Annotated in this window: 18 protein-coding genes and 1 tRNA gene; 8 read left to right on the forward strand and 11 right to left on the reverse strand. The window is 72.0% G+C overall.

The window, feature by feature from the left end:
- Positions 1-166: 166 nt before the first annotated feature.
- From PV721_RS07200 to PV721_RS07220, 5 genes are all read right to left on the reverse strand, one after another.
- Positions 167-1,630: a peptidoglycan D,D-transpeptidase FtsI family protein gene (locus PV721_RS07200; RefSeq protein WP_319721985.1), complete on the reverse strand. Its 1,464-nt coding sequence runs from the start codon at positions 1,628-1,630 to the stop codon at positions 167-169.
- The gene (locus tag PV721_RS07205) at positions 1,627-3,051 is read right to left on the reverse strand and encodes an FtsW/RodA/SpoVE family cell cycle protein (protein WP_319721986.1); all 1,425 of its coding nucleotides are present in this window, start codon (positions 3,049-3,051) and stop codon (positions 1,627-1,629) included. Before PV721_RS07205 ends, PV721_RS07200 begins: the two co-directional genes overlap by 4 nt.
- A 34-nt stretch (positions 3,052-3,085) precedes the next feature.
- A complete protein-coding gene (locus PV721_RS07210) occupies positions 3,086-4,546 on the reverse strand; it encodes a PP2C family serine/threonine-protein phosphatase (protein WP_319721987.1) in 1,461 nt (486 codons plus the stop codon).
- A gap of 138 nt (positions 4,547-4,684) precedes the next feature.
- A complete protein-coding gene (locus tag PV721_RS07215; protein ID WP_215014477.1) occupies positions 4,685-5,182 on the reverse strand; it encodes an FHA domain-containing protein in 498 nt (165 codons plus the stop codon).
- A 10-nt stretch (positions 5,183-5,192) separates the two neighbouring features.
- On the reverse strand, positions 5,193-6,050 hold the full coding sequence (locus PV721_RS07220; protein ID WP_319721988.1) for a DUF3662 and FHA domain-containing protein: 858 nt from the start codon (positions 6,048-6,050) through the stop codon (positions 5,193-5,195).
- A 294-nt stretch (positions 6,051-6,344) separates the two neighbouring features.
- Here PV721_RS07220 and PV721_RS07225 point away from each other — a divergent pair.
- The 6 genes from PV721_RS07225 (at position 6,345) to PV721_RS07250 (ending at position 11,901) form a co-directional block, all read left to right on the forward strand.
- Positions 6,345-6,427: transfer RNA gene (locus tag PV721_RS07225), tRNA-Leu, on the forward strand.
- Positions 6,428-6,690: 263 nt separating this feature from the next.
- Positions 6,691-8,397 (forward strand): sensor histidine kinase, encoded by a 1,707-nt coding sequence (locus PV721_RS07230; RefSeq protein ID WP_319721989.1) that lies wholly within the window; start codon positions 6,691-6,693, stop codon positions 8,395-8,397.
- Positions 8,398-8,405: 8 nt separating this feature from the next.
- Positions 8,406-9,065: a response regulator transcription factor gene (locus PV721_RS07235; protein WP_319721990.1), complete on the forward strand. Its 660-nt coding sequence runs from the start codon at positions 8,406-8,408 to the stop codon at positions 9,063-9,065.
- A 52-nt stretch (positions 9,066-9,117) separates the two neighbouring features.
- Positions 9,118-10,518 (forward strand): DUF2252 domain-containing protein, encoded by a 1,401-nt coding sequence (locus tag PV721_RS07240; protein WP_319721991.1) that lies wholly within the window; start codon positions 9,118-9,120, stop codon positions 10,516-10,518.
- A gap of 108 nt (positions 10,519-10,626) precedes the next feature.
- The gene (locus tag PV721_RS07245; RefSeq protein WP_416371045.1) at positions 10,627-11,475 is read left to right on the forward strand and encodes a hypothetical protein; all 849 of its coding nucleotides are present in this window, start codon (positions 10,627-10,629) and stop codon (positions 11,473-11,475) included.
- A gap of 81 nt (positions 11,476-11,556) precedes the next feature.
- Positions 11,557-11,901, forward strand: coding sequence for a rhodanese-like domain-containing protein (locus PV721_RS07250; protein ID WP_319721992.1), 345 nt, complete (start codon positions 11,557-11,559; stop codon positions 11,899-11,901).
- Between the two features lie 7 nt (positions 11,902-11,908).
- Here the strand turns inward: PV721_RS07250 and PV721_RS07255 are convergent, their stop codons facing one another.
- The 6 genes from PV721_RS07255 to paaA all read right to left on the reverse strand — a co-directional run bounded on the left by PV721_RS07255 (position 11,909) and on the right by paaA (position 16,808).
- Entirely contained in the window at positions 11,909-13,051 is a 1,143-nt protein-coding gene (locus tag PV721_RS07255) for an acyl-CoA dehydrogenase family protein (RefSeq protein ID WP_319721993.1), read from the reverse strand.
- 79 nt (positions 13,052-13,130) lie between these two features.
- Complete coding sequence (locus tag PV721_RS07260) at positions 13,131-14,234, reverse strand: 2Fe-2S iron-sulfur cluster-binding protein (RefSeq protein ID WP_319721994.1); 1,104 nt, start codon at positions 14,232-14,234, stop codon at positions 13,131-13,133.
- The gene (gene paaD / locus PV721_RS07265; RefSeq protein ID WP_319721995.1) at positions 14,235-14,741 is read right to left on the reverse strand and encodes a 1,2-phenylacetyl-CoA epoxidase subunit PaaD; all 507 of its coding nucleotides are present in this window, start codon (positions 14,739-14,741) and stop codon (positions 14,235-14,237) included.
- Positions 14,735-15,481, reverse strand: a complete 747-nt coding sequence (gene paaC / locus PV721_RS07270) for a 1,2-phenylacetyl-CoA epoxidase subunit PaaC (RefSeq protein ID WP_319721996.1) — start codon at positions 15,479-15,481, stop codon at positions 14,735-14,737. Before paaC ends, paaD begins: the two co-directional genes overlap by 7 nt.
- Complete coding sequence (paaB, locus tag PV721_RS07275; RefSeq protein ID WP_030009045.1) at positions 15,478-15,762, reverse strand: 1,2-phenylacetyl-CoA epoxidase subunit PaaB; 285 nt, start codon at positions 15,760-15,762, stop codon at positions 15,478-15,480. Before paaB ends, paaC begins: the two co-directional genes overlap by 4 nt.
- A complete protein-coding gene (paaA, locus tag PV721_RS07280; protein ID WP_416371046.1) occupies positions 15,759-16,808 on the reverse strand; it encodes a 1,2-phenylacetyl-CoA epoxidase subunit PaaA in 1,050 nt (349 codons plus the stop codon). Before paaA ends, paaB begins: the two co-directional genes overlap by 4 nt.
- Before the next feature lie 135 nt (positions 16,809-16,943).
- On the opposite strand from paaA, the gene PV721_RS07285 reads away from it, so the two are divergent.
- Together PV721_RS07285 and PV721_RS07290 are read left to right on the forward strand one after the other, a co-directional pair.
- The gene (locus tag PV721_RS07285) at positions 16,944-17,606 is read left to right on the forward strand and encodes a DUF5819 family protein (RefSeq protein ID WP_319721998.1); all 663 of its coding nucleotides are present in this window, start codon (positions 16,944-16,946) and stop codon (positions 17,604-17,606) included.
- Positions 17,594-18,749, forward strand: a 1,156-nt coding sequence (locus tag PV721_RS07290) for an HTTM domain-containing protein (RefSeq protein WP_416371047.1), incomplete at its 3' end; no start/stop codon positions are given. The genes PV721_RS07285 and PV721_RS07290, both read left to right, overlap by 13 nt.

Raw genomic sequence — 18,749 nt, forward strand, 5'->3', positions numbered from 1 at the left:
CCGCACCTGTGTGTGGTCCGGCGGTGTGCTGTTCGCGCAAAGGCTACCGGCCGATCGTCCGTGATCGGTTCGTGGCCACAGGCTGATACTGGACCGGTACCGTACGCTCGGATCCGGGCGGAATTCAGTGATGTGGGTCACTCCGCTCCGGTCCGTCATTGCTTGGTCACCCCTGGCTGTTGAGCACCGCTTCCATGACGGCCTTCGCGACGGGGGCGGCCAGACCGCCACCGCTGATCTCCTCGCGCTCCGCGGCGCTGTCCTCGATGACGACGGCGACGGCGACGGGCGAGGACTTGTCCGAGGTCTCGGCGTAGGAGATGAACCAGGCGTACGGCCGCTTCTTGTTGCCCTCGCCGTGCTGGGCGGTTCCGGTCTTGCCGCCGACCGTCACGTCCTTGATCTTGGCCTTGGGGCCGGTGCCCCTCTCGACGACGTTGACCATCATCTGCTGGATCTTCTGGGCGTTGGCGGCGGAGAGCGGGCGGCTCATCTCCTGCGGCTCGTGCTTCTCGATGACGTCCAGGTTGGGGGCGGTGAGCTGGTCGACCATGTACGGCTTCATCAGCTTGCCGTCGTTGGCGATCGCGGCGGTGACCATGGCCATCTGGAGCGGGGTGGCGGCGGTGTTGAACTGCCCGATGGAGCTGAGGGCGTTGCCGTCCCTGGCCATCTTCTTGTCGTAGATGCTGGCGAACGCGCGGACCGGAATGTCGACCTTGTCGTTGTTGAAGCCGAACTTCTCGGCGGTCTCCACCATCTTGTCGCGGGTGACCTTGTCGCCCAGGTTCGCGAAGACGGAGTTGCAGGAGACCTCCATCGCCTTGTTCAGGCTGGCCTTCTCGCAGCCCTTGGCGTGGTTCTCCATCGGGGTCTGGGTGCCGGGCAGGATGTACGGCTCGGGGGTGTCCGTCGGGTCGTCGATGTTCTTGACGACGTTGTTCTCCAGGGCCGCGGCCGCGGTGACCACCTTGAACGTGGAGCCCGGCGGGTACGTCTCGCGCAGCGCGCGGTTGACGAGCTTCTTGTCCTCGCTGTCCTTCAGCGCGACCCAGGCCTTCTCGTCGGCCTTGGAGTTGCCCGCGAAGCTGGAGGGGTCGTACGAGGGGGTGGAGACCAGGGCGAGGATGGCGCCCGTGCGCGGGTCGATGGCGGCGACCGCGCCCTTGTTCTTGCCGAGCGCCTCGAAGGCGGCCTTCTGGGCCGCGGGGTTGAGCGTGGTGACGACGTTGCCGCCCTGCTTCTTCTCCCCGGTGAACATGCCGATGGTGCGGTCGAAGAACAGCCGGTCGTCGTTGCCGGTGAGGATGCCGTCCTCGAGCGATTCGAGCTGGGTGGAGCCGAAGGCCTGCGAGGCGTAGCCGGTGACCGGCGCCCACAGCTCGCCTTCCGCGTAGGTCCGCTTGAACTTGTAGTCGCTGCCGTCGGTGACCGCGGAGCCCGTGATCGGCGCGCCGTTGACGATGATGTTGCCGCGCTCGGTCGCGTACTGGGCGATCTGGACCCGGCGGTTCTCCTTGCGCGTGCTGAGTTCCTCGGCCTGGACGTACTGCAGCCAGTTCGTGCGGATCAGCAGGGCGAGGACGAGCAGCCCGCAGAACAGCGAGATGCGGCGCAGGGGCTTGTTCATGACGGGCGGACCACCTGGGTCATCTCGGAGTCGGGGGACGGGGCGGGGGCCGGGGCGGGGCGGCGTGCGGTGTCGCTGATCCGGATGAGGATGGCGATGAGGATCCAGTTGGCCAGGACGGAGGAACCGCCGGACGCGAGGAAGGGCATCGTCATGCCGGTGAGGGGGATGAGGCCCATGACTCCGCCGGCGACCACGAAGATCTGGAGCGCGAAGGCGCCGGAGAGGCCGATGGCGAACAGCTTGCCGAAGGGGTCGCGGGCCGCGAGGGCGGTGCGGACGCCCCGCTCGATGATGAGGCCGTAGATCAGGAGGAAGGCCATCACACCGGCGAGCCCGAGCTCTTCGCCGACGGTGGAGAAGATGAAGTCGGAGTTGGCGGCGAAGCCGATGAGGTCGGAGTTGCCCTGGCCCCACCCGGCGCCGAGGACGCCGCCCGAGCCGAAGCTCATGATCGACTGGCCGACCTGCTCGCAGGCGCCGGAGGTGGCGTAGCAGGCGAAGGGGTCGAGCCAGGCGGTGACGCGGGCCTTGACATGGCTGGCGGTGGCCCCGACGACGGTGGCACCGCCGACCGACATCAGCAGGCCGATGACGATCCAGCTGGTGCGCTCGGTGGCCACGTACAGCATGATCACGAACATGCCGAAGAAGAGCAGCGAGGTGCCGAGGTCGTTCTCGAAGACGAGGACGAGCAGGCTCATCGCCCAGATCATCAGGATCGGGCCGAGGTCGCGGCCGCGCGGCAGGTAGAGGCCCATGAAGCGGCGGCTGGCCAGCGCGAGCGCGTCGCGCTTCACCATGAGGTAGCCGGCGAAGAAGATCGCGATGACGATCTTCGCGAACTCGCCGGGCTGGATGGAGAAGCCGCCGACGCTGATCCAGATCTTGGCGCCGAACACGTCGGCGCCGAGGCCCGGGATGACCGGCAGGATCAGCAGGATCAGGGCGCCGGCCATGGAGATGTACGTGAACCGCTGAAGGACGCGGTGGTCCTTGAGGATCAGCAGCACGGCGGCGAACAGGGCGATGGCCACCGCCGTGTACATCATCTGGCGGGGTGCCGACGGGGAGAAGGCGCCGAAGGAGTTCTTCGCCAGGTTCTGCAGCCGTTCGGACTGGTCCAGGCGCCAGATCAGCACGAGGCCCAGGCCGTTGAGGAGCGTGGCCAACGGCAGCAGCAGCGGGTCGGCGTACTTCGCGTACCGGCGCACGACGAAGTGCGCGATCCCGGCGAGGGCGCCGAGGCCGAGGCCGTAGAGCAGCATGCCGGGCGGCAGGGTGCCGTTGATCGCGAGGCCCACGTTGGCGTAGGCGAACATCGGGATGACCACGGCGAAGACGAGCAGCAGGAGCTCGGTGTTCCGCCGGCTCGGCAGCTCGATGGCCCCGATGGTGGTCGTGTTGGTGACAACGCTCATGGTGTGGCAGGCCCCCTGCGCCCGCGTGTGACTGCTACTTCCCGCACAGGCCGACCAGCTGCTGCTCCTCGGGAGTCAGGCTGGGACCGGGTGTCGGAGTGTTCTGCGCCTCGGCGTTGCGGCGCTCTTCGTCCTTCTTGCAGGCGGAGGCCTGGACGCCGAGGTCGTCGAGCTTCCTCTTGGCGACGTCGAGGCTGCCTTCGCTGATGGTGGCCTCGACCAGCTTGCGCTTGAAGGGCGGCAGGTACTTCAGCTCGATGTCGGGGCGGTCGGTCTCCACCTTGGAGAGCTTCAGCGGGCCGAGCTTCGGGCTGATGCCGCGGAAGAGAGCGACGTGCTCGCCGTTCTTGCCGACGTAGAACTGGGTCTGGGTCCAGCGCCAGCCGGCGTACAGGCCGCCGCCGATGACACCGACGACGATGAGCAGGGTCAGCGTACGCGTGGTCCACTTGCGCCCTTTGCTGCGGCGCCTGCGGGGGTGGTCGTACGTGTCCTCGTAGCCGGAGTCGGCGTCGTAGCGGTCGGCTTCGCCGAAGCTGCCGTAACCGCCGCCGCCCTGGCCCTGCTCGGAGTACCCGTAGCCGGGGGCGTCGCCGCTGCCGGGGGGGCCGAAGGCACCGGCGGGCGGCGGGGACTGGCGGCCGAGGCCCGAGGCCCGGCCGGCCGGGGTCTGCATGGCGTTGCCGCCGTCGAAGAGCTGGTGCTGGTTCTCGGCGACCGCGCCGACGACCACCGGGGTGTCGCTGACCTGGGCGGCGAGGGTGTCGCCGCTGTCGGTGTCGAGGACGTCCGCGACGATGCAGGTGATGTTGTCGGGTCCGCCGCCGCGCAGCGCGAGCTGGATCAGGGACTGCACGGTCTCGCGGGGGCCGTGGTAGTCGGCGAGGGTCTCTTCCAGGGTCTGGTGCGAGACCACGCCGGAGAGCCCGTCGGAGCAGATCAGGTAGCGGTCGCCGGCGCGGACCTCACGGATGGAGAGGTCGGGTTCGACGATGTCGCCGCTGCCGAGCGCCCGCATCAGCAGCGAGCGCTGCGGGTGGGTGGTGGCTTCCTCTTCCGTGATGCGGCCCTCGTCGACGAGGCGCTGCACCCAGGTGTGGTCCTGGGTGATCTGGGTGAGGACGCCGTCGCGCAGCAGGTAGGCACGGGAGTCGCCGACGTGGACGAGACCGAGGCGCTGGCCGGTCCACAGCAGGGCGGTCAGGGTGGTCCCCATGCCCTCGAGCTGGGGATCCTCCTCGACCATGACGCGCAGCTGGTCGTTGGCGCGCTGCACGGCGGTGGCGAGGGAGGTGAGGATGTCGGAGCCCGGGACGTCGTCGTCGAGCTGCACGAGCGTGGAGATCACCTCGGAGCTCGCGACCTCGCCGGCGGCCTGGCCTCCCATGCCGTCGGCGATCGCGAGGAGACGGGGGCCGGCGTAGCCGGAGTCCTCGTTCCCCTCGCGGATCATGCCCTTGTGTGATCCGGCGGCGAACCGCAGGGACAGACTCATGCGCACCTCGCCGGTCGGCTCCGGGTACAACCGGTCTCGAGCCACACTGCCCACCCTCCGGTCGGGAGCGCGCACGTGTCCGTGTCCTCGGTGGGACGGATCACCGCCGCGCGCTCGCTCCGCTCGCTCATTCTCGTACTACTTCCGCAGCTCGATGACGGTCTTGCCGATGCGGATCGGTGCGCCCGGCGGAATGGGCGTCGGGGTGGTCAGCCGGGTCCGGTCGAGATACGTGCCGTTGGTGGACCCGAGATCCTCGACGATCCACTGGCCGTCACGGTCGGGATAGATCCTGGCATGGCGGCTGGACGCGTAGTCGTCGTCCAGCACGATCGTCGAGTCGTGGGCGCGGCCCAGCGTGATCGTCTGGCCTGCGAGGGCCACCGTGGTTCCCGTGAGGGTGCCCTCGGACACGACGAGCTTGGTGGGCGCACCGCGGCGCTGGCGTTGCTGCGGAGGCGCGGCCTGGCGGCCCGCCTGCTGCGGTGCGCTGGTGGCGCCGCCGCGGCGGGAGCCGCGCTGCGTCACTCTCGTTCCGAAGAGGTCGCTGCGGATGACCTGGACGGCCACGATGACGAACAGCCACAGAACGGCTAGGAAACCCAACCGCATGACCGTCAGGGTCAGCTCTGACATTGCCCCCGCTTCACCCTTCGGCTTGCCGGTAAATGATGGTGGTGCTGCCCACGACGATCCGCGAGCCGTCGCGGAGCGTAGCGCGGGTGGTGTGCTGCCCGTCCACCACGATGCCGTTGGTGGACCCGAGATCCTGGATCGTCGAGGGCGTTCCGGTCCGGATCTCACAGTGCCGGCGGGATACGCCGGGGTCGTCGATCCGCACGTCGGCTTCCGTGCTTCGGCCGAGTACGAGCGTGGGGCGCGAGATCTGGTGGCGGGTGCCGTTGATCTCGATCCAGTGCCGCCGGGGACCGCCCGGGCCGGCCGCGGGGGCCGCTCCGGCGGGTCCGCCGGGGGCGGGACGCCGCGCGCCCGCGCCGCCGGGCGGCGGCGCACTGGGCATGGGCGGGGCGGCGACCGGCGGGTAGCCGTAGCCGCCCTGCGGCTGGTTCTCCGGCGGGTAGCCGTAACCGCCCTGTGGTGAGGGCGGCCCTGCCTGCGGCTGGGAGGTGCTGGAGGCGAGGGTGCGGCTGCGGACCCTGTAGAGCCCGGTGTCCAGGTCGTCGGCCTTCTCCAGATGGACCTTGATGGGGCCCATGAAGCTGTAGCGCTGCTGCTTGGCGTAGTCGCGGACGAGGCCCGCGAGCTCGTCGCCGAGCTGCCCGGAGTAGGGGCTCAGACGGTCGTAGTCACCGGCGCTGAGCTCGACGATGAAGTCGTTGGGGACGACGGTCCGCTCGCGGTTCCAGATGGTGGCGTTGTTGTCGCACTCCCGCTGGAGGGCGCCGGCGATCTCCACCGGCTGGACCTCGGACTTGAACACCTTGGCGAAGGTGCCGTTCACCAGACCTTCGAGTCGCTGCTCGAACCGCTTCAGAACTCCCATGGGGCACCTCCTCCGTCGTTGTCGCCCTGTACTGCTTACTGATCGTATCCACGCGTGGCGGATTCGGGTGGTTCCCCATCGCTCCTGTGAGGACGAGTGTTGGTCCTCACAAGGGATCGTAGGGGCGCCGCAGGAACAGTGTCCCGCACCGGGACCGGAGTGCGGGAGGGGCCCGTCCGACGAGGGGTGCGGGGGTGCCGGGAAAGCGATGTGAAACCACCCCGTCCGCCGTGCTAATGTTTCGACGTCGCCAGGGGAACGGCCCGAAAGGGAAGAACCACTGGGGAGCTGCTCGGGCGAGTGGCGGAACGGCAGACGCGCTGGCTTCAGGTGCCAGTGTCCTTCGGGACGTGGGGGTTCAAATCCCCCCTCGCCCACATCGACGAGACGGTCGTCACTGCGGAAGCGGTGGCGGCCGTTTCGTGTTTTCCCCGCCCGGGTCGCGTGTGTGACGTACGTCCCTCCCGGGCGCCCTGACGTGCGGACTTGCCGGCGGGACCGGTTTGGTCGGATCAACTGTCCGCATGGTGGGACCAGTTGCGGCCGACGGGGCCGCGCGGGCGGTCGTTCGACTTTCGTCGCGGCGGGGGCGACGAAAGAGGGCAGCCGGGCGGGACCGCGGGTGTCTAGGGTCGGTCGGGTGGATGTGACGGCGAAGACGCGTGCGTGCTGGGGCTGGCTGAGGGGGCCGGAGCCGTGGACCCGGCGGATGCTGGCGGCGGACCTGGCGGTCGGCGGCGTGCTGGCCATCCTCGGCCTGGGCGTCGACGAGCTCAGCGACGGGTCCGGTCCGCGGATGCTCGTGGGCTCCGTGGTCGTGGTGGCACTGACCCTGTTGCGCCGGCGGTTGCCGGGGACCGTGCTCGTGGTCGCCTCGGCGGTGGGCGCCCTCCTCCCGGGGACGTTCTTCATCACGCCCCTGCTGGCCTGGTCGGCGGGGCGGCGGATCGTCGGGGTGGGCCGGGCGATGGCCGCCTTCGCGCTGGCCTTCGTCGCGGCGGTCGGCGCCAGCGTGGCGGACCAGTCGGCGCAGATGCAGCCGCTGTTGGTGATCGTGTTCTCGACGCTGATGTTCCTGGCCATGATCGTGATGCCCGGTCTGGCCAGCCGGTACTGGTCGCAGCGGCGCACCCTCCTGCGGGCGCTCCACGAGCGCAACGGACAGCTGCTGCGCGAGCGGGCGATGGTCGCCGGGCAGGCGAGGCTGCGCGAGCGGCAGCGCATCGCCCAGGACATGCACGACAGCCTCGGGCACCAGCTGGCCCTGATCTCCGTGCACACCGGGGCGCTGGAGGTGGATCCGGAGCTCACCGGCCGCCAGCGCGAGGCGGTGGGCGTGCTGCGGCAGGCCTCGGTGGCCGCGATGCACGAACTGCGCGAGGTCGTCGGCATCCTGCGCGACGGCGTGGAGGCGCCCGCCCCGGTGGAGGAGGCCCAGCCCGCGGCGCGCGGCGTGGCCGGGATCGCGGGGGTCGTGGAGGCGGCGCGGGGCTCGGGCACCGACGTACGGCTGACCACGTCGGGGCAGCCGAGGCCGCTGGTTGCGGCCTGCGACCACGCCGCGTACCGGATCGTCCAGGAGGCCCTGACCAACGCGTACAAGCACGCTCCGGGGGCGCCGATCGCGGTGGAGCTGCGGTACGAGGAGGACTCGCTGGTGGTGGAGATCGCCAACTGTCCGGCGGCCGGTCCGGCGGACGTCGAGGTGGTCTCGGGCGGTCAGGGCCTGACGGGACTGCGCGAGCGGGCGCGGCTGGTCGGCGGGATGGTGCACGCGGGCGCCACCGAGGCCGGCGGGTTCCGGGTGGCCGGAGTGCTCCCGTACGGGACCGAGCCGGCCGGGGTGGAGGACGTGGCCGACGACTTCGGGCAGCGGGCCCATGCGCAGACGCACGCGCCGGCCGGGGTGCGGGGGCCGGACGGCGAGCGGCCGATGGACTGGGAGGCCGTGGACCGGGAGCTGGCCGTACGGGTGCGCAGCCGGACCGGTGGCATCGCGGTGGGCTGCGGGATCGCCTTCGCGGCGGTGGTGCTGCTGGTGATCGTGCTCGGCGCCGGGGCGGTGCTGCTGGCGGACTCGGCGGGTGAGGCGATGATCGGCCGGGACGAGTTCGACGCCGTGCACGTGGGCGAGTCGGAGGCGTCCGTCCGCGACCGGCTGCCGAGCGGAGAGAGCTTCATGACGGCGGGGGCGGTGCGCAAGGGGCCGGCCAGGCCGCCGGGCTCGGAGTGCCTGGCGCTGCTGGCCGAGGAGTCGTCGGGAAGCTGGGGCACGGACCTGGTTTTCCGGTTCTGCTTCAAGGACGGCAAGCTCGTCGACAAGCAGGTCTACGAGGTCAAGCAGTAGGAGCACGGGTGACAGCCGAAGTGATCCGCGTGGTGATCGCCGACGACGAGCCGTTGATCCGGGCCGGGATCAGGATGATCCTGACCTCGGCGCCGGACATCGAGGTCGTCGCGGAGGCGGCGAACGGCCGGGAGGCGGTGGAGCTGGCCCGCTCGCACGCGCCCGACGTGATGCTCCTCGACATCCAGATGCCGGTGATGGACGGGCTGACCGCCCTGGGGGAACTGCGGCGGGCCGTGCCGCAGGTGCGCGCGCTGATCCTTACGACCTTCGGGGAGAAGGAGAACGTGCTGCGGGCGCTGGGCCAGGGAGGTGCGGGATTCCTGCTGAAGGACTCGGCGCCGGGCGAGCTGATCGGGGCCGTCCGGGCCGCCGCGGGCGGGGACGCGTACCTCTCCCCGGGGGCCACCCGGCACGTCGTGGACCAGCTGGCGTCGGGGAGGGCCGCCGTGCGCGGCGAGGAGGCCCGGCGTCAGGTGGCGGCGCTGAGCGAGCGGGAGCGCGGTGTGCTGGCGCTGCTCGGCGAGGGACTCTCCAACGCGGACGCAGGCCGGCGGCTGCACATGAGCGAGGCGACCGTGAAGACCTACGTGAGCCGGATCCTGGCGAAGCTGGGCTGTGAGAACCGGGTCCAGGCCGCCCTGCTGGCCAGGGACGCCGGGCTGTAGATACGGTCAGCCCGTTCGAGAAGCGATCGATGAACGGGTGGGGGCGGCGCCGATGGCGGCGGTAGCGGGGCAGCGGATTCCGGACGTGGCGGGCTTCGCGCCGCGCGTGGCCACGGGTTCGCCCAAGGAGCAGGGCAAGGCGCTGCGCGTGCGCGTGCCGCGGTCGGCGCACGCCGCCTTCGCGGCGCCGGCGGACCGGCCGGACGCGGTCCGGGCTGTGGAGGAGTCCAACGCGGGGCGGGTCGCCGAGCTGACTCCGATACGGGTGGGCCGGATGGCCGCGAACCCCTTCGCGTTCCTGCGCGGGGCGGCCGGGCTGATGGCCCACGACCTGTCGGGCGGCCCCGTGACCGGGGTCGGCGCGCAGATCTGTGGTGACGCCCACGCGGCGAACTTCGGCCTGTACGGGGACGCCCAGGGGCGGCTCGTGATCGACCTGAACGACTTCGACGAGACCGTGTTCGGCCCGTGGGAATGGGACGTCAAGCGGCTGGCGACCTCGCTGGTGCTGGCCGGCCGGGTGGCCGGCGCGGACGAGGACACCTGCCGGGCGGCCGCCCTCGACGCGGTGGGCGCCTACCGGCGGACCGTGCGGCTGCTGGCCAAGCTGCCCGCCCTCGACGCGTGGAACGCCATCGCGGACGAGGAGCTCGTCTCGCACACGGACGCCCGCGATCTGCTGGGCACGCTGGAGCGGGTCTCGGTGAAGGCCCGCAACAACACCTCCGCCCGGTTCGCCGCCAGGTCGACGGTGACCGGGCCGGACGGCGGTCTGCGCTTCGTCGACGCGCTGCCCGTGCTGCGCCGCGTGGGCGACGGGGAGGCGGCGGCCGTGGCGGCCTCGCTCGGCTCCTACCTCCGGACGCTGCAGGGCGACCGGCTGCCGCTGCTGGCCCGGTACGCGATCCAGGACGTGGCCTTCCGCGTGGTGGGGACCGGGAGCGTCGGCACCCGCTCGTACGTGGTGCTGCTGCTGGACCACCGGGGCGAGGCCCTGGTGCTGCAGGTGAAGGAGGCGCGGCCCTCGGTGCTGCTGCCGCACCTGCCCGCGCTGGGCTTCACCTCGCCGCCCGAGGAGCACGAGGGCCGCCGGGTGGTCGCCGGGCAGAAGCGCATGCAGGTGGTCTCCGACATCATGCTGGGCTGGACCACGGTGGAGGGGCGGCCGTTCCAGGTGCGGCAGTTCCGCAACCGCAAGGGCAGCGTGGACCCGGCGGCGCTGTCCGTCGACCAGCTCGACGACTACGGGCGGATGACCGGCGCCCTGCTGGCCCGCGCCCACGCGCACAGCGTCGACCCGCGGCTGCTGGCCGGCTACTGCGGCAAGAACGAGGAGCTGGACGAGGCGATGGCGGCCTTCGCGGTGGCCTACGCCGACCGGACCGAGGCCGACCACGCCGACCTGGTGGCGGCCGTGCGGGGCGGGCGGATCGCCGCGGAAGCCGGGGTCTAGGGCCGTGCCGGAGCGCAGTGCGGGCGGGCGGTGTCCCTCCCCCGGCCACCGCCGGGAGGTGCCCCCGGTGACGACGTCGCCCGCGCGGGCGGGCCGTAGGCTGGCCGGGTGAGCGAGCAGACCGAGCAGCCTGAGCAGACAGTCCCCGGTGGTTCCGGCGACTCCTCCACCGGTGAGGAGCGCCCCGAGGCGCGCCTGGAGCGGGCCGTACGGGCCGCCGAGCAGGCGCTGATCGAGTTCGAGATCGCGGTGGAGACCTTCCGCGTGGAGGTGGAGAACTTCTCCCGCCTGCACCACCAGAAGCTCGGCCCCATGTACTCCAGGCTCGACGAGCTGGACGCGTTGATCGCCGAGGCGAAGGCGGCCCGCAGCGGGGACCGCGACGACCTGCGCCGGGCCAAGGAAGCGCGCGCGCTGGTCATGCCGATGCCGGGGGTGGACGAGCTGTTCCACGACTGGCTGAGCTCGGACGGGATCTCCGACGACGCCTCCGCGATGCTCACCGACCGGCCCGTGCGGCCGCCGGAGCGGGTGCGGCCCTCGGAGGAGGTGCGCCGCCTGTACCGCGAGCTGGTCCGCCAGGCGCATCCCGACCTCGCCCAGGAGGAGGCGGAGCGGGAACGGCGCGACGCGTTCATCGCGCGGGTCAACGCCGCGTACGGGCGGGGCGACGAGGTGCAGCTGCGCGAGCTGGCCGAGGAGTGGGCGGCGGGCCCGGCCCCGGAGGCGGCCGCCCCGAGCGAGAGCGAGGAGCTCTACGCCCGGCTGGAGTGGCTGGCGCAGCGCAAGGAGCTGCTGGCGCTGGTGGCCCGGGAGCTGGAGGACAGCGCGATCGGGTCGATGCTGAGGATGGCGCCCGACGATCCGGACCGGCTGCTGGAGGAGATCGCGGAGCAGCTGCTGGCGCAGGTTTCCGAGCGCGAGGCGGAGCTGGCGGCCGCGCTCGCCGCGGAGTGACCGGGCGGGCTGGTGCCGGCGGGGCCTGACGGGCCCGTCGGATAGGTTGGAAGGACCATCTGCGATGAGAGAAGGCGACGTATGAACTTCGGACCGCTTCCCTCGGTGGACGCCGCCGCGGTGCCCTCCGAAGGCTTTGTCCTCGACGTCCGTGAGGACGACGAATGGGCGGCCGGTCACGTCGAGGGCGCTCTGCACATCCCGATGAGCGACTTCGTCGCCCGCTTCGGTGAGCTGACGGAGGCCGTCGAGGACGGCCGCCGGGTGTACGTGATGTGCCGGGTCGGCGGGCGTTCCGCGCAGGTCACCCAGTACCTCGTGCGCCAGGAGATCGACGCCGTGAACGTCGACGGCGGGATGCAGGCCTGGGACGGCGCCGGACGCCCGATGGTGACGGACAGCGGGAGCCCGGCCTTCGTGCTGTAGCCCCTGCTCAGCCGAGGGGGTGGGCGGCCAGCAGGTCGCCCAGGGCCTCCTCGTGCGCGGCGGCCGGGCCGAGCTGGAGTTCCAGCTGCTTGGCCCAGGCGTGGTAGCGGTGCAGCGGGTAGTCGGTGTCGGCGCCGAAGCCGCCGTGCAGGTGCTGGGCGGTCTGCACGACCCGGCGCACGCCCTCCGAGGCCCAGATCTTGGCGACCGCGACGTCACCGGAGCTCGGCAGGGGACCGCCGGCGCCGCCGGTCGCGGCGTCGAGCCGCCAGGCGGCCTGCCACAGGGTGACCTCCATGGCGCGCAGGTCGATGTACCGGTCGGCGGCCTGGACGGCGACGGCCTGGAAGGTGGCCACCGGGAAGCCGAACTGCTCGCGTTTGCCGGTGTACTGGCTGGTCATGGTGAGGACGCCCTCGCCGAGCCCGAGGGCCAGGGCGCAGGTGCCGGTGGCGAGGAGCTGGCGGAGCCGCTCCCAGGCTTCCGGGGCGTCGATGAGGTGGGCGGCGTCCACCCGTACGCCGTCCAGGGCGAGTTCGGCGAGCCGCTCGCCGCTGGTGGAGACCTGCTCGGCGAGGGCGAGGCCCTCGGCGGTGCGCGGGACGAGCGCGAGGACGGCGTCGCCCTCGCCGGTGTGGGCCGGTACGGCGATCCAGTCGGCGCTCTGCGCCCAGGGGACGGCGGTCTGCGTGCCGTCCAGGATCCAGTCCGCGCCTTCGCGGCGGGCCGTGACGGCGAGTTCGGCCGGGTCGTGGCCGGAGCGGCCGTGCGCGGCGGCGGTGAGTACGAGCGTGCCGCGTCCGGCGGCGGGCAGCAGGGCGGCGGCCAGTTCGGGGCTGCCGTGGGCCTGGACGGCCATGGCGGCGGCGCAGTGCTCCAGCAGCGGGACCCGTGCCAGCACCCGGCCCGCCTCGCGCAGCACCAGGCACAGGGCGATGGCGTCCAGGCCGGCCCCGCCGTGCTCCTCGGCGAGGACCAGGCTCAGCAGGTCTGACCCGGCGAGCCTGGCCCACAGCGGCCGGTCGAACTCGTCGGCGACGGCGCCCGGGGTGAGCGCGGGGCTGGGCACGCCGTCGGGTGCGACGTCCGCGAACACGGCCCTGGCCGCCTCGACGGCGGCCTGCTGCTCCTCGGTGAAGGTGAAGTCCACTGCCTGTCCTCCCGCGCGCATTCAGGTCTGACGGTGCGTCAAGATAGAACACGTTCTGGAAATTGGACAGAGGAACTCCCTAGCGGTCGAAGTCGATCTCCACTTCCTCGGTCAGCGGGTGCGACTGGCAGGCCAGGACGAACCCGGCCTCCGTCTCCTCGGACTCCAGCGCGAAGTTCCGGTCCATCCGGACCTCGCCCGACACCAGGAACGCCCGGCAGGTGCCGCAGACCCCGCCCTTGCACGCGTACGGGGCGTCCGCGCGGTTGCGCAGCACCGCGTCCAGCAGGGATTCCCCGTCCTGGACCGGCCAGGTGCCGGAGCGCCCGTCGAGCCGCGCGGTGACCCGACCCTGAGAGGCGGCCGCCGAGGCCGCCGTTCGGGCCGGCGCCGTGGGCTCCTCCACGTGGAAGATCTCCTCGTGCACCCGGGTCCGTACGACGCCGAGCACGCTCAGGGCCCGCTCCGCGCCCTGCACCAGACCGTAGGGGCCGCACAGGAACCAGCCCGTCACCTCCGCCACCGGAAGGAGCGCGGGCAGCAGGGCCGCCAGCCGCTCCTCGTCCAGCCGCCCGGAGGGCAGCCCGGACTCCTGCTCCTCCCGGGAGAGGACCGTCACCAGCTGGAACCGTGCCGGGTACCGGTCCTTGAGGTCGGCGACCTCCTCCAGGAACATCGTCGAGGCCGCCGTACGGTCGCTGCGCACGAGGCAGAAGCGGGCGTCCGGCCGGGCGGCCAGCAGGCTCGCGGCGATGGACAGCACGGGCGTGATGCCGCTGCCGCCGACGATCGCCGCATAGTGCCCCGCGGCCGGGGCGGCGGCGGGCTCCAGCACGAACCGGCCGGCCGGGACCATGACGTCCAGGACGTCCCCGGCCGCGATCTCCTTGTGGGCGAAGGTGGAGAACTCCCCGCCCTCCACCAGCCGCACCCCGACCCGCAGCTCCGCCGGGCCCGGGCCGTGCGGCGCCGGGGCGGGGGAGCAGATCGAGTAGGTGCGACGGACCTCGGTGCCGCCCTCGGGGGCGGTGCGGCGCAGGGTCAGGTGCTGGCCGGGGGCGTGCCGGTACTCCTCGCGCAGTTCCGCCGGAACCCGGAGGGTCAGCGCCACCGAGTCGTCGGTGAGCCGGTCGACAGCCGCCACCGTCAGCGGGTGGAACGCGCCGTGGCGGGGGGCGGCCATCTACAGCTCCTTGAAGTGGTCGAACGGTTCGCGGCAGGCGGTGCAGCGGCGCAGCGCCTTGCATGCGGTGGAGGAGAAGCGGCTGAGCAGTTCGGTGTCGGTCGATCCGCAGTTCGGGCAGCGGACCGACAGGGTGAGCGGGACCGGTCCGCCGGCCGCGTGCGGGCGGGGCGGCGCGATGCCGAACTCGGCGAGCTTGCGGCGGCCTTCGGCGCTGATGTCGTCGGTCGACCAGGCGGGGGCCAGCACGGTGGTCACCCGCACCCCGGGGATGCCGTGTGCGGTCAGCACCCGCTCGATGTCCGCCGACATGGCCTCGATGGCCGGGCAGCCGGTGTAGGTGGGCGTGAGGGTGACCTCGGCGTGGCCGTCCTCGTGCATCCGCACGCCGCGCACCACGCCGAGTTCGCCGAGGGTGAGGACGGGCAGCTCGGGGTCCGGGACGGAACCGGCCAGCTCGGCCAGCTCCGCCTCGAGGCGGGTCACTCCCGCGTCGGTGGTCACCATGACGCCCCCGGGTGGCTGCGGTGCAGGTGCTGCATTTCGGCGAGCATCCGCCCGAACGGCTCGGTGTGCAGGCCCTGCCGGCCCGCTCCGGCCGCCCAGGCGCCGGTGCGCGGCCCCTCGGGCAGAGCGAGACCGGCCCGCTCCAGCACGCCGGTCAGCGCTGTCAGCCAGCGCTCTTCCAGGGCGGCCCAGTCCACGCCGTCGATCCCCTCGACCGGCTGGAACATCTCCCCGGTGTACTTCCACAGGGCGTCCAGGGCGCTCCGCATGCGGAGCCGGCTCTCCTCGGTGCCGTCGCCGAGCCGCAGGGTCCACTGCTCGGCGTGGTCGCGGTGGTACGCGGTCTCCTTGACGGCCTTGGCCGCGAGCGGGGCGAACGGGCCGTCCCCGCGGGCCAGCTCCGCGTAGAGCTCGTGCTGGTGGAAGGAGAAGTAGAGCTGGCGGGCGATGGTGTGGGCGAAGTCGCCGTTCGGCTGCTCGACCAGCTGGAGGTTGCGGAAGGACCGCTCCTCGCGCAGGTAGGCCAGCTCGTCCTCGTCGCCGGCCATGGACAGCAGGATGCGGGCCTGGCCGAGCAGGTCGAGGGCGATGTTCGCCAGGGCGACCTCCTCCTCCAGGACGGGGGCGTGTCCCGCCCACTCGGCGAGGCGGTGGGAGAGGACCAGCGCGTCGTCACCGAGCGCGAGAGCCGCCGCGACGGTGGTGCCGGTCGTGCCGGTGCTGGTGTCCGTGCTGGTCACAGGTGGCTCACCCCCTCCGGGATGTCGTAGAAGGTCGGGTGCCGGTAGGGCTTGTCGGCGGACGGGGCGAAGAACGGGTCCCGCTCGTCCGGCGAGGAGGCGGTGATCTCGGTGGAGGGCACCACCCAGATCGAGATGCCCTCACCGCGCCGCGTGTACAGGTCGCGGGCGTTGCGCAGGGCCATCTCCGCGTCGGGGGCGTGCAGGCTTCCCGCGTGGGTGTGCGAGAGGCCGCGGCGCGAGCGCACGAAGACCTCCCACAGGGGCCAGTTCTGCGTCATACCCGTGCCTCCTCGTTCTGTCCGGCGTTCGCCGCCGCTTGCCTTGCCGCCTGCTTGTCCGCATACGCCGCGGCCGCGTCGCGCACCCAGGCGCCTTCCTCGTGGGCCGTGCGCCGCTGGCCGATCCGCTGCTCGTTGCAGGGGCCGTTGCCCTTGAGCACGTCCCAGAACTCGGCCCAGTCGATGGCGCCGAAGTCGTGGTGCCCGCGCTCCTCGTTCCACTTCAGGTCCGGGTCGGGCAGCGTCAGGCCGAGGGACTCGGCCTGCGGAACGGCGATGTCCACGAACCGCTGGCGCAGCTCGTCGTTCGAGTGCCGCTTGATCCGCCAGGCCATCGACTGCGCCGAGTGCGCCGACTCGTCGTCCGGCGGGCCGAACATCATCAGCGAGGGCCACCACCAGCGGTTCACCGCGTCCTGCGCCATCGCGTGCTGGGCCTCGGTGCCCTGCGAGAGGGCGAGGAGCAGCTCGTACCCCTGGCGCTGGTGGAAGGACTCCTCCTTGCAGATCCGGACCATGGCGCGTGCGTAGGGCCCGTAGGAGCAGCGGCAGATCGGCACCTGGTTGGTGATCGCCGCGCCGTCCACGAGCCAGCCGATCGCGCCGACGTCCGCCCAGGTCAGGGTGGGGTAGTTGAAGATCGAGGAGTACTTCTGCTTCCCCGAGTGCAGCTTGTCGAGCAGCTCGTCGCGGCTGGTGCCGAGCGTCTCGGCCGCGCTGTAGAGGTACAGCCCGTGCCCGGCCTCGTCCTGCACCTTGGCCATCAGGATCGCCTTGCGGCGCAGCGAGGGCGCGCGGGTGATCCAGTTGGCCTCGGGCTGCATGCCGATGATCTCGGAGTGGGCGTGCTGTGCCATCTGACGGACCAGGGAGGCGCGGTACTCGTCGGGCATCCAGTCGCGCGGCTCCACGCGCTCGTCCGCCGCCACGGCCGCGTCGAACGCCGCCGCGAGCTGTGCGCCCAGGTCAGCAGTCATGTCCGTCCCGTCCGTCCTGTCTGCCCCGAGGGCCGTGTCCGGTCCCGTCTCCGGGGTCACTGCCACCATTCCGGCCCCTTGTCAGTGTCTTCCGTCCGCCCGACCGACCGATCGTTCGGTTCATTCGCTTCAATGGTGAGACGGCGGCCCGTAGGGTGTCAACCTCTGTGGTCAACCCTGTGGACGCCGGACGATCGGGGCGGGATGGATTCGAACGGGCACGAGCTCGCCGAAGAGGCCGCTCCGCCACCGCCCCGGGCGCCCGGAATGGCCGGTCTGTCCGCCCCGTACCGCGTCGTGACGGCCCTGGCCCTGGGGACGGTCGCCGTGGCGGTCTGCGCGCACCTCGCGTTCGTCTTCCTCCACGTGGCACCGTCGAACACGGTCAGCAAGCAGCACGCGCGGACGATCGACAGCTGGATCTATCCCGAGTTCGAACAGAACTGGAAGCTCTTCGCCCCCAACCCGCTCCAGCAGAACATCGCCGTGGAGGCGCGCGCGGAGGTGCGGACCGCCGCCGGCGAGCTGAGCACCACCGACTGGCGCGACCTGAGCGCCGAGGACGCCGCCGCCATCCGGCACAGCCTGCTGCCGAGCCACACCCGGCAGAACGAGCTCCGCCGGGCCTGGGACTTCTTCACCGGATCCCACGACGAGGACAACAAGCCGACCGGGGACCGCGGCGAGCTCTCCGAGGAGTACCTGCAGCGGATCGCGGTGAACCGGCTCTCCCCGCAGCACCCGGGCGGGCACATCCTGCGGATCCAGCTGCGCTCGGCGACGACGGCGGTGCCCGCGCCGAAGTGGAGCACGGAGACCACCGACACCCAGACCTACTACCGGGAGCTGCCGTGGTGGACGGTGTGAGGCGGGCCCGGGCGGCCCTCGGGCGGGCGGCCGCGAAGGTCACCGGGCAGGCGCTGGGCCCGTACCAGAGCGCCGTGGTGCGCATCGGCTTCGCCGGGACCTGGCTCTTCTTCCTGCTGTGCGAGTTCCCCGTCCGCGCGGAGCTGTACGGCCCGGACGGGCCGTGGAGCTGGCGCCTCGCGGAGCGGCTGACCGACTCCAACGGTGCCTTCACGGTGCTGATGTGGTCCGACTCGACGCTGTGGTTCGAGATCGTCTACGCGGTCTCGATGCTGGCGAGCGTGGGGCTGCTGCTGGGCTGGCGCACGCGGGCGACGTCCGTGGTGTTCATGGTCGGGGTGCTGTCGCTGCAGAACCGCAGCGTGTTCATGGGCGACGGCGGGGACAACGTCATCCACCTGATGGCGATCTACCTGGTGCTGACCCGGTGCGCGCAGGTGTGGTCGCTGGACGCGCGGCGGGCCCGGCTGCGGGGGTCCGCCTCCGCGGGAGCCGCCGGGCCGGTGCTGTGGTGCGTGCTGGGGGCCGTGTGCGCGTACGGGACGGCGACCGGCGGGTTCGGCTACGGCTGGCTGGCGGCCTTCGCCGCGGTGTGGGTGGGCTGCGGGCTGTGGTGGCTGGTGGACCGCTACGAGCCGGAGGGGGAGGGGCGGGCGGTCCTGGACGTCCTGGCCAACCTGCTGCACAACGCGGGCCTGCTGGTGATCATGGCGGAAGTCTGTCTGATCTACGCGACGGCGGGCTGGTACAAGATCCAGGGATCGCGGTGGCAGGACGGGACGGCCCTGTACTACCCCTTGGGGCTGGACTACTTCACCCCGTGGCCGGGGCTGTCGGCACTGGTGGCGGGGAGCGGGACGCTGGTGATGCTGGTGTCGTACGGGACGGTGGCGGTGCAGGTGGCGTTCCCGTTCACGCTGTTCAACCGGCGGATCAAGAACGTGCTGCTGGCCGTGATGATGCTGGAGCACGCGGGGATCGCGGTGCTGCTGGGCCTGCCTTTCTTCTCTCTGGCGATGATCGCCGCCGACGCGGTCTTCCTGCCGACGGTGTTCCTGGTGTGGCTCGGCGCCCGCGTCGCCGCCCTGCGCCCGACCCGCCGCGCGGCCGCCGCCCCTGCCCCGGACCCGGACCCGTCCGCCC

Source organism: Streptomyces sp. MB09-01, assembly GCF_033794505.1.
Classification (GTDB): Bacteria; Actinomycetota; Actinomycetes; order Streptomycetales; family Streptomycetaceae; genus Streptomyces.